Source organism: Rhizomicrobium electricum, assembly GCF_011762045.1.
Lineage (GTDB): Bacteria > Pseudomonadota > Alphaproteobacteria > Micropepsales > Micropepsaceae > Rhizomicrobium > Rhizomicrobium electricum.
The window spans coordinates 328,197-344,133 of the sequence record NZ_JAASQS010000001.1 but is presented as its reverse complement, the minus strand read 5'-3'; the positions used below and the strand labels follow the sequence as shown (position 1 = coordinate 344,133).

General features: G+C 61.2%; 4 protein-coding genes. All 4 read right to left on the bottom strand.

What is annotated here, in order from left to right; genetic code table 11:
• Positions 1–39: 39 nt before the first annotated feature.
• Complete coding sequence (locus tag FHS84_RS01465) at positions 40–4,866, bottom strand: beta strand repeat-containing protein (protein WP_279589250.1); 4,827 nt, start codon at positions 4,864–4,866, stop codon at positions 40–42.
• Positions 4,867–5,084: 218 nt separating this feature from the next.
• Positions 5,085–9,080, bottom strand: coding sequence for a M10 family metallopeptidase C-terminal domain-containing protein (locus tag FHS84_RS01460; protein WP_166929545.1), 3,996 nt, complete (start codon positions 9,078–9,080; stop codon positions 5,085–5,087).
• Positions 9,081–9,219: 139 nt separating this feature from the next.
• Positions 9,220–11,385 (bottom strand): GH12 family glycosyl hydrolase domain-containing protein, encoded by a 2,166-nt coding sequence (locus FHS84_RS22020; RefSeq protein ID WP_166929543.1) that lies wholly within the window; start codon positions 11,383–11,385, stop codon positions 9,220–9,222.
• 104 nt (positions 11,386–11,489) lie between these two features.
• Positions 11,490–15,755: an Ig-like domain-containing protein gene (locus FHS84_RS22015; RefSeq protein WP_166929541.1), complete on the bottom strand. Its 4,266-nt coding sequence runs from the start codon at positions 15,753–15,755 to the stop codon at positions 11,490–11,492.
• Between the last annotated feature and the right edge of the window lie 182 nt (positions 15,756–15,937).

Here is a 15,937-nt window from a genome sequence, read left to right as displayed (position 1 = left end):
AGTTCGCCGCGTTCCGGAGAGATTTCTTCCGATCCTGGGTCAGCCGCCCCCGGTCGCGAACAGCTTGTAGGTGCCGGTGCCGGTGTCGTTGGCCGAAGCGACCAGATAACACGTGCCGGTCGACAGGGCGGTGAAGCGGATCACCGCGTCGTGGTTGGTCGAGTCGTTGGCATAAGTCAGCTGGACGCCGTGTGCGTCGCAGATCGCCAGGAACGGATCGGCGAGGGTGCCGTTGCCGCCGTCGACGCCGGAGAGCTTGAAGGTGTAGGTCTGTCCGGCTGTAACACTGACGGCAAACCAATCCTTGTCGCCCGTGGTGCCGATTGTGTCAGTGGCCGAATCGCCAATCATGAGATCGTGATTGGTCTGTTCCGAACCGAAGGCGCCGTTGGCGGTGCGGTGCTCCCAATAGCCGTTCTTCAGGTAATGCTCGGTCGCGTCCGTCGCGGTGAAGCCGGCGGCGCCGAGATCGGTGTTGTTGATGAGATAAGCGACCGGGTCGAACGTCACCTTCCGGCCTTCCCAGAATCCGTTGCGGATATAGTGCTCCTCGGCCGCTTGCGCGTCGTCCCCAAACGCAGCGATCAGATCGGTGTAGGAGGCGATATACGCCAGCGCATTGAAGGTGACTTTGCGGTTCTCCCAGAAGCCGTTCTTGATGTAGTGCTCTTCGGCTGCGGTCTTGTTGTCGCCGAACGCAATCACCAGGTCGTTGTACGAGCACACATAGGCCAGCGGATCGAACGTGACCCTGCGGCCTTCCCAGTAGCCGTTCTTGATGTAATGCTCCGCCGCCGCGGTCTGGTCGTCGCGGAACGAGATCACCAGATCGTTGTACGAGCACACATAGGCCAGTGGATCGAAGGTGGCTTTCCGTCCTTCGTAATAGCCGTTTTTCAGATAGTGTTCGGTCGCCGCCAGCTGGTCGTCGTGGAAGGCGACAACGAGGTCGCCATACGAGGCGATATAGTTCAGCGCGTTGAAGCTGATCTTGCGTCCTTCGGCGAGGCCGTTGTTGAAGTAATGCTTGGCGCCCCAGGCCGCGTCGTCGCCGAACGCGCCGATCAGGTCCTTGTAGGAGGCGATGTATTCCAGCGCCTGCAACTTCGAAAACGACTGCGCTTGGAAATCGGCCAAGCTCAGCGTCTGGCCCGAGCCGTCGAACGAGGCTCTTTCGATGTTGGTCAGCGTATCCGTCAGGCCGGCGCCGGTCACGGTATAGCTGCCGTTGCCGTTCAGGACGACCTGATAGTCCGATGCCCGTCCCGCGAACGCCGCCGTATCGGTTCCCGCCCCGCCGTCGAGCGTGTTGATGCCGAGACCGCCGCGCAGCGTGTTGTCGCCGCCGTTTCCGGTGAGCACGTCGTTGTATGCGGAGCCGGTCAGGTTCTCGAAATTGATGGCCGTGATGGTCCCGAGGCCGCCGCCCACCGTTTGAGCCGCCGTCACTGCAAGGCTCGCCGTAACGCCGCCGGTGGCGCTCTCGAAGCTCAGCGTGTCGGTGCCCGCTCCGCCGTCGAGGGCTTCCGTGCCGGTGCCCGCCGCGATGAAATCGTCGCCGGCGTCGCCGGAATAGGACGCGTTGCCGGCGCCCGCCCAGATCGTATCGGCCCCCAGACCGGCGTGCAGTGTTCCCGTGAAGGTCCCGCCGCGGCCGTCGAATGTATCGACATCGGTTTGCCAGTCATTGATCAGCGTGTTGACCCCGAGCTGGATATTTCCGGTGATCGTGCCGGTATTGCGAAGAACGTCGGTCCCGACATCGAGCAGAATATTGCCGGTGATCGTTCCGCTGTTGGTGATCAAACTCTTGCAGGCCGACGCGTCGTTGCCGGATGGAACTTCATACAGCGCGATGGCGGCGGAAATCGTGCCGCTGTTGGTGATCGTCTCCGGCGTGAAGCTCAGCGGGTTCCACGTGATGCCGATGGTTTGATCCGCACCCTGATCGGCGGACACCGCGATCGTGCCGCTGTTGACGATGGTATCGCCGGACCCGTGTATATAAAGCCCGATGGCTCCGGTCAGTCCGAACGCCATGAGCGGCGTGTTCAGCGCCGTCGGCGTGCCGGTGCCGGAATGAACCGTGATGGTGCCGGTGTTGGTGATCTTATAGTCGCAGTTCGAGACATCGATGCCGGCCGCGAACGTGTTGCCCGTCACGGTCATCGTGCCGTCGTTGCGGATGGCGTTTCTCGGATCGCAGCTCATGATCCCGACCGCTTCGCCGCCGCGCACCAGGATGACGCCGTTGGCGCCGTTGGTCGTGGCCGGCAGGTAGCCGGTCGTCAGAATGCCGGCTGAAAGCGAGGCGACATTGCTGTCGATGTTGATCATGCCGTCGTTGACGATGGAGCCGCCGGTATAGATCGAGCTCGTATCGCAGGCCACGCCGGCAACGATGTCGTGGCTGATGCCGGACGACGCGGAAATCGTTCCCAGATTGTGGAATTGGGAACCGTTGAGATCGTGCGACCTGAGCGCGATGGTCGAGTCGATGAAATTCCATCCGGCGGACGTAAGATAATAGTTTGCGTCCGCGGCGACGGTCATATCGTCATAGACCAGCAACGGCTGGATGTTCTGGTCGCCATTGGAGTGGCTGAGCGAGACCTGACTGTCGTCGAACTTCACCGTCTCGAAATACCACAAAGTGGTCGAGCCGTGAGCGCCGGTGACGATCGTCTTCCCGGTGTTGTCGGTCGTGATCTGGTAGTCGCTTTTCTTTCCCGAGAAAATCGCGACGTCGGTGCCGGAGCCGCCGTAGACGCCGCCGTTGACCACACCGTTGTCGCTCTCGTAGACGTCATCGCCGGCGTCGAGATAGATGATGCCGTTGATGGTGCCGGAATTGACGACGATATTGTCGCCCTGGCCCATATCGATTTCGCCGGTGATCGTGCCGGAGTTGATCAGTCCGTCGCTGCCGTACGTGAGCAGGATCGCGCCCTCGATCGTACCGGTGTTCTTCACGGTATTGACGTGGGTGTTGCTCCAGTTGGGCGTTGCTTCCCAGATGGCGATACCGGCCTTGATGGTGCCGGAATTGACGATGCCGGAGGTGGCGATCCGGTCGCTGTAGTTGAAGAGGACGCCGACAGAATATCGCGAATAGTTGTCGGCGGTGCACTCGATCGATCCGGAATTGTCGAGATACCCGTAGACTGTTGCAGCGATTGCGCGGAACGAAAACCATGGATCGTCGGGATCATAGGCCGTTCCCGAGTGAACCGTTATGGAGCCCGAGTTGGTCAGCGATGCGGAATAGTTCTCAAGCTGGACGCCGTAGGCGCCCAGAACGCCGTTGACGGTAATCGAACCGGCGTTGACCACCGTCCGGTTGGGGTCATACGTGATGATGCCCTTCGCGGTTTGGGCATCGACCGTGATCTTGCCGTTGACGGTATTGGTGATCTGCGGCCCGAACCCGCCGCAAGTGATGGCTGCTGCGTAGTCCGCGTTCGGCGTGTTGATGGTGAGTTCACCGTCGTTGAGGATGGCCCCGTCGTACCACATCGTCGGGCCGTACAGATAAAAGCCAAGGACGGATGCGTTGGCAAAAGTCGATGTGATCGAAAGTTTTCCGTGATTGGCGAAACCCTTCACTTCGGCGGAGGGATGTGCGGAATCGGTTTCGGACCGGTAGGCGCTGAACATGTCCGCATTGGTCAGGACATTGCTCACCGTCTGACCGGCGGCGATGGTGATGGGCGTGGGTGCGCCGGGGCCGGTCGTGAAGCTGATCGCCGTCGTACTGGTGACCGCATTGCATCCGGTTCCGGAACTGTCGGTAACGAGCCCGGCATCGTAGACTACGTAGTACGCGGTGAGTGGATCGAAATTGGTGGTCGGATCGACGGTCACCATCACGCCATCGATCGAAACCTGGGTCGTATCGGCGATCGCAATCGTAGTGACCAGCGAATTGTCCGACGCCTTGTAGATGCGGATCGAGCCGTTGCCCGCGACCACGGTCTTGTCGAAATCGAGCCGCAGCGTACCGGTGAGGGCTGTGCTGCTGGCGCCGTTGCTGGCGACCAGATCGGTGAATTGCGGCCCCGGTGCTGCCGCCGTCGTGAAGGTGAAGGCCGACGGCGAGGTGATGCCGGCATAGGCGTTGCCGGCCTGATCGGTGAAGGCGTTCGCGTCGATCAGGACGTAATAGCTGGCGCCCTGGGCGAGGACGGCATTGGGATTGATCCAGACTTGATTGTCGTAGAGAATCTGCACCTGCGTGAGATCGTTCGCGGCGAGCTTCGTGACCAACGTGCCGTCCGCTTTGTAGATGCTGATGGATCCCACGCCGGCCGCGATCGGTTCGCTGAATGTCAGTGTGATATTCGACAGGTAGTCGACGTTACCTTCGCCCGCTGCCGGACTCGATGCCGTCAGGGTAGGAGGTGTCTTCTCGTTCGGATCCCATTGCGTCCGGAAGTCGGTTGTGAACCCGTACTGGGACGCATTGCCTGCGGTGTCTTTGACGATTCCGGCCGGAACCGTGATTTTGTACATGGCGAAATAGCCGAGCGTCGCCGAAGGATTGATGGTGACCGTATTGCCGGAAATGGTCACCTTGGATTTGTCGGTAATCGAAATCGTTTCGCTGAAACTGCCGTCCAGGCTGGCAAGGGTGATATTCCCGTAGCGGGCGACAACGTTTTCATCGTAGGTCAAAACGATATCGGCATTCACCGACACATTGGCGACGTGATTCCATGGCGACATAGTCGTCAGGTTAGGAGGTGTCGCATCAACGATTGGCGTGTCGGGAGAGATTACTCCCGGCGTCCCGGTGCCCCCTCCGCTCGCCGTTATCACGCCTGCTCCCGCCTCATACGAGACGGAACCGTCTGACGCAGCACCCATGATAACCCCCCGGACTTTTTACAGGCAGAAGTCTATCTCAATTGCGTTTGAGTCTCACACTGCCGTTTGAGTTTTAGGCCCAAAAAAGTAGCCTGAAACGCCGCGTAAGGGTCAGATTTTCGCCCTACACCCGTCATCCTTAGGCAAACATCCTGGCCACAGCGTGTTGTTCCGCGTCGAGAGTTTCCCCCGTCAGCATTCAACTCGTCCCTTCTGTTTCAGCCGCCTGCGGTGGCGAACAGCTTGTAGGTGCCGGTCCCGGTGTCATTGGCCGAAGCGACGAGATAGCAAGTGCCGGTCGACAAAGCCGTGAAGCGGATCACCGCGTCATGGTTGGTCGAGTCGTTGGCATACGTCAGCTGAACCCCGTGCGCATCGCAGATTGACAGGAACGGATCGGCGAGGGTGCCGTTGCCGCCGTCGACGCCGGAGAGCGTGAAGGTGTAGGTCTGGCCGGCAGTCACCGAAACCGCGAACCAATCCTTGTCGCCAGCCGTTCCGATCGTATCGGTGACCGAACCGCCAACCGTGAGATCGTGGTTGGTCTGCTCCGAGCCGAACGCGCCGTTGGTGGTGCGATGCTCCCAGTAGCCGTTCTTGAGATAGTGTTCGGTGGCATCGCTTGCCGTGAAGCCGCACGTCCCCAGATCGGTGTTGTTGATGAGATAGGCCACCGGATCGAACGTCACCTTCCGCCCTTCCCAGAAGCCGTTGCGGATGTAGTGTTCCTCGGCCGCCTGCACATCGGTGCCGAACGCACCGATCAGGTCCGTGTAGGACGCGATGTAGGCCAGCGCATTGAACGTGACCTTGCGGCCTTCCCAATAGCCGTTGCGGATGTAGTGTTCTTCGGCGGCCGTTTTGTCGTTGTGGAAGGCGATCACCAGATCGTCGTAGGAGCACACATAAGCGAGCGCGTCGAACGTGACCTTGCGATTCTCCCAATAGCCATTCTTGATGTAGTGCTCCGCCGCGGCGGTCTTGTCGTTGTGGAACGCGATCAACAGGTCGCTGTACGAGCAGACATACGCCAGCGGATCGAAGGTCACTTTCCGCCCTTCGTAGGAACCGTTCTTCAGATAGTGCTCCGTTGCCGCCAGTTGGTCATCATGGAAGGCGACAACCAGATCGCCATAGGAGCAGATATAGTTCAGCGCATTGAACGAAATCGTCCGCCCCTCGGCCTTGCCGTTGTTGAAATAGTGCCGTGCACCCCACACCGCATCGTCGCCGAAAGCCCCCATCAGGTCTTTGTAGGATGCGATGTATTCCAGCGCCTGCAACTTCGAAAACGCCTGCACCTCGAAGTCGGCCAGCGTCAATGTCTGGCCGCCGCCGAACGTGACCTTCTCGATGTTGATCAGCGTATCGGTCTCGCCAGCACCGGTCACGGTCGTGCTGCCGTCGCCGTTCGAAGTGACCAGATAATCCGACACCTGTCCTGCAAGCACCGCCGTGTCGGTGCCGTCGCCGCCGTCGATCGTGTTGGTGCCGGAACCGCCCGACAGGACGTCGTTGCCGGCGCCGCCGTTGAGGACATCGTTGCCGCCGCCGCCGCTCAAACTGTTGGCGACGTCGTAGCCGGTGATCGTATCGTTACCCGATCCGCCGATGAAGTTCTCGACGCCACCGATCTGATCGTGAACGCTGCCACCCTGCACCGTGCCGCCGTAACCGGCAGTCAGAACGGCCGCGAGTCCTGCGGTGTCGCCGCTATAGTCGGCCGTGTCGATTCCGTCGCCGCCGTTCAGGCTTGCCAGGCCCTGCACGCCCGCCGCAAAGGAGCGGATGATCAGGTCGTCGCCGCCGTTGCCAAAAACGTTGGTATTGAAGGTTCCGCGCAGGATGTCGTTGCCGCCGCCGCCGGACAGATCGATCTCGCCATCCTTCTCGGCCGACGCATCGACAATCAAACGGTCCGAGGCACCGAGATCGTATCCACCGATCGTGCAGCTCGAATTCGAGGTTGCGATCAGCGTGTCGTCGATTGTCAGCTTGTAGGTGTGGCCGGCAGCGCAAACGATCGTTTCGACATTGGTGATCGTCTGCGAACCGAGGACGATGCCCGCCGAATAATCGCCGTCGAGCATCACCTTGTCGGTTCCCGCGCCGCCATCGATGGCGTCTGCAGCGGTCAGTGCGGCTCCGAGGAAGATGGTGTCGTCGCCGTCACCGGCTGTGATGGTGTCGGCGCCGCCTTGGGTGGCGTCGATGCCGTCGATCATCGCCGTTCCGGCCAGCGTGTCGCTCGCGGACGTGCCGCGGATCATTGCGGCATTCACTTTGACATTGAGGTAGTCGACTTCTTCGACGTTGGACAAGCTGGCTTGATAAGATTTCGGTCTTGAAAAATCGTACCAGCCCACGACGAGCGAGCCGTCCAGATTCCATTTCACGGGAATGTTGGTGTACTCGCAGGCAATGAACACCGTATCGTATCCGCCGCCGCCGTTGATGGCCGCGTCGCCGAGCCAGAGCCGGATGCTGTCGTTGCCGGCTCCGCCGGTGAACCCAAGGATTCCTTCGCCACCGATCACCGAAAGGCTGCCGGACGAGACGTTCGCTCCGTTCAGCGTCAGAGCATCGGATTCTCCGAGTTGACTGGCATCGATACAAAAACTCGAGCCGCTGGAAACCGTTCCGTCGGCCAGTGTGAGCGCGTAGCTATGGCCGCTCTCGAGTGACAGGATTTCCACATTCGTCATTGTCGCCGCGGTCAGGGTCAGACCGGCGGAATAGTTGCCGTTCAGGCGTACAATATCGGTCCCAGCGCCGCCGTCGATCCTGTCGCTCGCGGTCAAGGCGCCACCGAGGAGGATCATGTCGTCGCCGCCCGCGGCATTGATCTGATCGGCACCACCCTGAGTGGCGTCGATGACATCGCCCGCCGCTGTGCCTGAAAGGGTCTCGCTTCCGGCCGTGCCGTTGAGGGTCGACAGGATCGTTTTGCCGTCGCTGAAATCGATTTCCTCGATGCCCGACAGCACGTCGGTGCCGTCTGCGCCCGCAATCGTCACGCTGCCGTCGGCATTGCGGGTGACGGAATAGCTCGCGGCGGCATGCGCGTAGGTCACGCGGTCGTAACCGAGCCCGCCGCTCAAGGTGTCGTTGCCGGTGCCCGAAACGATGAAGTCGTCACCGGCACCGGTTGAAATGTGGTCTGAGTGGTCGTTGCAGGTGACGCGATCGGTGGCGGCGGAACCAACATAGGTGTCGACTGCGGTGTCGAACGCGATGGCAATGTTGTTGGTCAGCCTGGCGCAGCTTGAATAGGCGCCGGCATGCAGGTCGACCGTGTTGGGCGTTAAAAAGCCGGAGAGATCGAGCGTGTTGTTGCCGCCGGCGCTCCAGATCGTGACGACCGGATTGACGTTCTTGGTGAAATCGAAGAACGGCGCGATCGCACCCGTGACCGTGCAGTTGAAGCCGAAGGTCTGGCCGCCGGAAAGAGGCGTGCTGGTCGGCGTTCCGTAGAGCCGTTGCAGCGCCAGGATGTCGAGCGGCATCCAGGTGGTCGGCTGTTTTGTCGGCATGTTCGGGATTTGGAAGTGCGAATGAACCGGCTCGTCGGCGTAATACAGCGCCTGCGTTTCGTCGACACCGACATAGGACATGATCGTCCAGTTGCGGCAATCGTAGGGGCTGTATTGCTGGGTGCTGGAGTCCCAGGTGCCGTTGTACGGCCCGCCGTGTCCGAGACCGAGCGCATGGCCGATTTCGTGCACGACCGTGTACCAGACATTGCCGCCGGCTTGCGTGAAGCTGCCGTCGAGCGGGCCGCTTCCGTATCTGCTGGTACCGATCATGATGGTGGACTGGCAGCCGAGCAGCTCCGTCCCCCCGATCTGTCCCGCCGTTGCGGTACCCGGCGTTTGGGTTGAAGTAGCGGTGGACTTCGCTCGCGCGAAAGTGACATCGGCTTGCGATGGATCGCTCGTCGCAGTCAATGTGATGTTGGCTACGGCGCTCCAGAGCGCGAGACCCGCGTAAAGCTCCTGTTGCTCCGCGGCGGTCCAGTTCGAAAGCTGATCGAAGCAGTATTTGACTTCGGCGCCTTTCCCGGCCAGCCGTTCGCCGATTTTGCGGGCGGTGCTGTGATCCCAATAGTCGAGCGGAACCACATTGCGCTTGGCGGTCCAATAGCTATGGTCCGCAATCGTGCCGTCGGCGTTCACGCCGCTGAGATACGTGACTTCCAGGTCCAGTGCCGGCATAGCATCCCCCTCGATGAACCGCCGCAGTACATTCGCAACCGTGCCCTGCAGTATATATCTTTACAACCGTTTTGGGGGCGCGGCAGTTATGCCAGGAGCTTAAATTTTCTCCTAGAAGTTGTGCATCCGGCAGCCCGCCTTAGCCCCCCGCGGTGGCGAACAGCTTGTAAGTACCCGTGCCCGTGTCGTTGGCAGACGCCACCAGATAGCAGGTGCCGGTCGACAGGGCGGTGAAGCGGATCACCGCGTCGTGGTTGGTCGAGTCATTGGCATAGGTGAGCTGAACACCATGCGCATCGCAGATCGCCAGGAACGGATCGGCGAGGGTGCCGTTGCCGCCGTCGACGCCCGAGAGCGTGAAGGTGTAGGTCTGGCCGGCTGTCACACTGACCGCGAACCAATCCTTGTCGCCCGATGTGCCGATCGTGTCGGTGACCGAGCCGCCGACCGTGAGATCGTGATTGGTCTGCTCCGAGCCGAACGCCCCGTTGGTGTTGCGGTGCTCCCAGTATCCGTTCTTCAGATAATGCTCGGTGACATCGGCCGCGGTGAAGCCGCACGTCCCCAGATCGGTGTTGTTGATGAGATAGGCCACCGGATCGAACGTGACCTTCCGCCCTTCCCAGAAACCGTTGCGGATGTAGTGCTCTTCCGCTGCCTGCACGTCATCGCCAAAGGCACCGATCAGGTCGGTGTAGGAGGCGATGTAGGCGAGGGCGTTGAAGGTAACCTTGCGCCCTTCCCAATAGCCGTTGCGGATATAGTGCTCCTCCGCCGCGGTCTTGTCGTTGTGGAAGGCCAGCAGCAGATCGCTGTACGAGCACAAATAGGCCAGCGGGTCGAACGTAACCTTGCGGTTCTCCCAATAGCCATTGCGGATGTAGTGCTCCGCCGCTGCCGTCTTGTCATCGTGGAAGGCAATCAGAAGATCGCTATAGGAGCACACATACGCCAGTGGATCGAACGTGACCTTCCGCCCTTCATAGGAGCCGTTTTTCAGATAGTGCTCGGTCGCCGCCAGTTGATCGTCATGGAACGCCACGACGAGATCGCCATAGGAGCAGATATAGTTCAGCGCGTTGAAACTGATCGTCCGCCCCTCGGCTTTGCCGTTGTTGAAGTAATGCCGCGCACCCCACACCGCATCATCGCCAAACGCGCCCATCAAATCCTTGTAGGAAGCGATGTATTCCAGCGCCTGCAGCGGACTGAACGCCTGCGCCTGGAACTCGGCCAGCGTCAAGGTCTGGCCGGTCCCATCGAATGACGCGCGTTCCATGTTGGTCAGCGTATCGGTCTCACCGGTACCGATGACCGTTGTGGTGCCGCTGGACGTCGTCACGAAATAGTCCGACGGGCTTCCGGCGAACGCGGCCGTATCGGTTCCCGCTCCGCCGTCGAGCGTATTGCTACCCGCACCGCCGCGCAGCGTGTCGTCGCCGGCGAACCCGTACAGCGCGTCATTGCCGCCGAGGCCCGACAGCGTATCGGCGAGATTGTCGCCCACCAGACGGTCGGCGCCGGCGGTCCCGGTGCTGCCGTTGAGGATCGTGGTCACGCCGCCCACCTGCACATCGTATTCGAGCGTATTGACGGTGAGCGAGCCGGTGCCGGTCGCCACTTCCGCGCCGAGTTCGAGGCCGGAGATGTACTCGTTGCCGGTGATGACGCCCATGCTCTTCAGCTTGGCCAGCATCGCCGTGAAATCGATCTGGCCGGACAGATCGTCGGTATCGGACGCAATGGCGGTATAGGTCCACGGCGACGAGGTGGTGCCGGCGTTCCAGTTGCTGGCATTGTAGATCGTGCCGGTGAAATCGGCGTCGGAATAGGTGCCGGCCGGGGTGCCGCCCGGACTGAACGCGCCCTTGTGGAACCACACCATGATCTCGTTGGTCATGGTGGTGTTGGTGCCGTTCGGAACCGAGTTGAGGAACACCTCGAACGCGACGTTGTAGCCCTGCATGTCGCCGGTGGCGGCGAGGTCGTACTTGATGGTGAGGTTGGCAAGGTCGTTAACCTTGATCGGGAAGACCTGCAGCGGGTCCGACGACATCGCGCCGCCCCACCACGGCGAGCCGCCGAACATGAGTTCGGGATAGGCATGCACGTTGTAGTAGTTGGTCTGCGTCATCGCCGGGAACGCCCAGGAGAACGTCGGACGCCCCGCCAGATCGCCGGCCGTATAGGTGGCGTTGATCGTGTAGTCGGTGCCGTAGACGAGCGATCCCGCGTTCCAGACGTTGGTTTGCACCCGCCAGCCGTTCAGATCGGCCCACGCGCTTTGTCCCGAGATCGTCGGCATGGTTTTCTCCCGCTTTCGATCAGTTGACGGATAGGGATGGCCGCTCTGCCGTCAACCTCGCGGGACATTCTGCCGCGGTACCGGCGAAGAATCCACGCCGAGCCTCACCCTCCTGCGGTGGCGAACAGTTTGTAAGTACCGGTACCGGTATCGTTTGCCGAAGCGACCAGATAGCAGGTGCCGGTCGACAGGGCCGTGAAGCGGATCACGGCGTCGTGGTTGGTGCTGTCGTTGGCATAGGTCAGCTGAACCCCGCGAGCGTCGCAGATCGCCAGGAACGGATCGGCCAGCGTGCCGTTGCCACCATCCACGCCCGAGAGCGTAAAGGTGTAGGTCTGGCCTGCGGTGACGTTCACCGCGAACCAATCCTTGTCGCCCGCCGTGCCGATCGTGTCGGTGACCAAACCGCCAACCGTGAGATCGTGGTTGGTCTGTTCCGAGCCGAACGCGCCGTTGGTGGTGCGGTGCTCCCAGTATCCGTTCTTGAGATAGTGCTCGGTGGCATCGGTTGCGGTGAAGCCGCACGCACCCAGATCGGTATTGTTGATGAGATAGGCGACCGGATCGAACGTGACCTTGCGCCCTTCCCAGAAGCCGTTGCGGATGTAGTGCTCTTCCGCGGCTTGCACATCGGTACCGAACGCACCGATCAGATCGGTGTAGGAGGCGATATAGGCGAGCGCATTGAACGTGACCTTGCGCCCCTCCCAATAACCGTTGCGGATATAGTGTTCTTCCGCCGCCGTCTTGTCGTTGTGGAACGCGATCACCAGATCGTCGTAAGAGCACACATAGGCCAAAGCGTCGAACGTGACTTTCCGGTTCTCCCAGTAGCCGTTCTTGATGTAGTGCTCCGCCGCTGCCGTCTTGTCATCGTGGAATGCAATCAGAAGATCGCTGTAGGAGCACACATAGGCCAGCGGATCGAACGAAACCTTCCGTCCCTCATAGGAGCCGTTCTTGAGATAGTGCTCGGTTGCCGCCAACTGGTCGTCGTGGAAAGCGACGATCAGATCGCCATAGGAGCAGATGTAGTTCAGCGCGTTGAACGAAATTGAGCGTCCTTCGGCCCTGCCGTTGTTGAAGTAATGCCGCGCACCCCACACCGCGTCGTCGCCGAACGCGCCCATCAGGTCCCTGTACGACGCGATATATTCCAGCGCCTGCAGCTTCGAAAACGACTGCGTCTGGAACTCGGCCAGCGTCAGCGTCTGGCCCGAGCCGTCGAACGAAACCTTCTCGATATTGGTCAGCGTATCGGTTTCGCCGGCGCCCATCACGGTGGTGACGCCACCGGACACACTCAGGAAATAATCCGACGCCTGTCCCGCGAACGCCGCCGTATCGGTTCCCGCTCCGCCGTCGAGCGTATTGCTGCCCGCGCCGCCGCGCAGCGTGTCGTTGCCGGCATAACCGTACAGCGTATCGTTGCCGCCGAGCCCTGAAAGAACATCGTTCCCTGCCGTTCCCGGCAGCACGTCATTGCTTTTGGTGCCGTTGATCTCCGACGTCGTCGTGAACGTTGTCGCCGTAAATTGGCCCGTGATCGGAGCGAGCCCGCTGATGTCCTGGCCGCCCACGAAATTGCCCGCCATGTCCTGGAGGGCGTAGGCGCCGTAGGAAACGATGAAAGCCGTGTCGCCGGGCAGATCGACGTTGGGGTTGATGATGACCTGATTGCCCGAGATCGTCACCTGGCTCGTGTCGCTCGCCGAAATCGATTTGATGAGATGTCCGTCGCTGGCGCGCGTAATCCAGAAGCAATTATCGTAGCTGAGCCCGGTGACGCTCCACGTATAGCCGGGGCGCACGGCCTCGCTGAAGGTCAGGACGATGTTCGCCCCCGGACTGACGGAAGATCCGGACGACGGCGTGGCCGAAATCAGTGTCGGCGCCGTCGTGTCCTGCCGGGCGACGGTCGTGAAGAGAACGCTGGAAATGGCGTCGATCCTGGCTTCGTTCCTGTTCCCGGCCGCATCGGCGACGATGAGATTTCCCGTGGTGATCTCATACTGCGTGGAACCGAACAGCGCTGCCGTGGGCTTGATGATCAACGAATTTCCGCTCACCGTGACTTGGCTGCTGTCGGTCGCCGAAATGGTGATGAACGGCGTATTGGCCTGGGAATTCGAAATCATGATGGTGCCGGAAATCGCGTGCACCGGCTTGTCGAAGGTCAAGGTGATGGTCGGATTGAGCGACGCGCCGCTGGTGTCCTTCGCAACGTCCCCGCTCTGCAGCACCGGCCCCGTATTCGCGGACGTCAGAGTGAAGGCCCAGGACGAAGGCGACGACAAGCCGGTGAAGGCATGTCCCGCACCATCGACGATCGCCCCGTCGGAAACCTTGATGCAATAGGAATGCCCACGCTCGAATCCGAACGCGCCCGAAATCGTCACGGTGTTTCCAACGGCGGAAACATAAGACGAGGCGGCATCGATCTCGAAAAGAAGCCCGGATGCGTCGTAAAGACCGATTTTGCCGCTGCCGATTCTGACCGCCTCGTTGAACGTGAGCGTGACGGGAGGCGCGGAACCGCCGATGGTTGCGCCGTTGTCGGGTGACAATCCCACCAGAACCGGCGCAGCACCATCGTCGGCGACCAGAATCTTGGAACCCGCCGTTGTCTCGCTCAGGGCAAAGGCTCCGTTGTCGAGCACCAGAAGGCCGTCGGCTTGTTTGTCGCCGTCGGCATCGAGCTGCAGCACGGTTTGTCCGTTCTGCAAAACGTAGCGCAATTGTCCGGCCGCGCCGCTGAACGCGGCCGTACCGATGAAACTCAGGCCGGTCACCGCCGAGAAGTCGAGCGTATCGTCGCCCGGCGCGAAATCGGTAATGTGATCGGCTTCCAGCGACAGGTCGGACGCACTGGTGAATTCGAAGATGTCGTAGCCGGTGCCGCCGGTCATGGTGTCGGCACCCGAACCGCCGTCGATAACGTCCTTGCTGATATAGCTCTGCAAAAGATTGCTGTCGCCGCCGATCAGAACGTCGTCGCCGTTGCCGCCGTAGAGGGAATTCGTACCGGTGTCCCATTGATGCCCGGTGGCGAAACCGGTGTTGATATTGATGAGGTCGTTGCCGTCTCCGCCCCAGACTTTGTAGGTGTAGTTCCAGATCGGCGAGCCCATGAAGACGTCGTTGTAGCCCGACAGAACGAAGTTCTGGCACACCATGATGGTATCGAGGCCGTCGCCGCCGTACGCGACACCGGTGGGCAGGGCTGGGTGGCGTTGGTCCGCACCAGGATCGACGGTTTCGCCGCGCGCGGCGTGGGCAAACGAAACCGTGTCGATCTCAGGGATGCCGGCGCACGACCCGCCCCAAAAGATGTGAGAATCCGACCACGGAGCGGCGAGATCTTTCTCGCCCAGGATAACGTCGTCCCCGAGGCCGCCTTCGAGAACATCGCAGCCTTCGCCGCCGCTGAGCCAGTTGTCGCCGGCATCGCCGGTCAGCGTATCGTTGCCGGTCCCGCCCATTGCCCCTTCGATGGAAATGAGCCGGTCCGTACTGGTCCCGTCGGTAATCGTTCCGGTCGCCAGATTGACGGAGAATGACAGTGCTCGCGTGTTGAGATCGGCCGCGACGTAAATGGCATCTCTGCCGGCGCCGCCGTCGTAGGTCGTGCCGTTGGGAAGCGCGGTGAGGATGAGGTCGTCGCCGCTGCCGCCATTGAATGAGCTGCCGGCCGCGCTGTTGGTCGCCTGCAGCGTATCGTTGCCGGCCGCGCCGTCAAGCGTGTTCGCACCGGTCCCGCCGTCGAGCGTGTCGTCGCCGTCGCCGCCGTAAAGCGCATCATTGCCGGCGCCACCGCGCAGTCCGTCATCACCGGAGCCGCCGCGGAGCTGATCGTTGCCGTCGCCGCCGGTAAGGACGTCATTGGCGACCCCGCCGATCAAGGTGTCGCTGCCGGCCCCGCCCGTCAGACCGAGATGGGCATCAGTCTCGGCGCTGCCGTCGAAATAGAGCGTATCGGCGGTTCCAAGCGCTGCGCCGTCCACGGTGAGGTCGGACATGTATTGGTAGAAGTGAATCATCGTGGCGTCGTTCGACGTCAGGCGATACGAATGGCCCGCGGTGACGCGCAGATTGGTGAGATCGGAGAATGTCGTGGCCGAGAAGGTCACGCCCGCCGAATAGTCGCCGTCGAGCACCACCGATACGGAGTTGATGCCGCCGGTAGTGGGGCTGACACCCGCCCCGACGATGCGGTCGTTCGCCGTCAGTGCCCCACCGACATAAACCACATCGTCAGAGCCGCCCATTGTGTAGACGACATCGTCGCCGCCCTGCGAGATGTCGAACGTATCGCTGCCCGCGGTCCCGGTCAGAGTCTCGCTACCGGTCGTACCCATGATCGTCGGCATTTGCCCCCCTCGGACCGCCCGGTCCGCCAATTCTCATCATCTTACAACAATAAAACAATTTCACACGCCGAGGGTAGGGGGCGTGACGTCTTGTTGATGGGTGTCGCTCGCTCAAATGCACGCAGTTTGGCTGGCTTCTGGTTCCGCAAAACAAAAAGGCCCGGATTGCTCCGGGCCTTTTT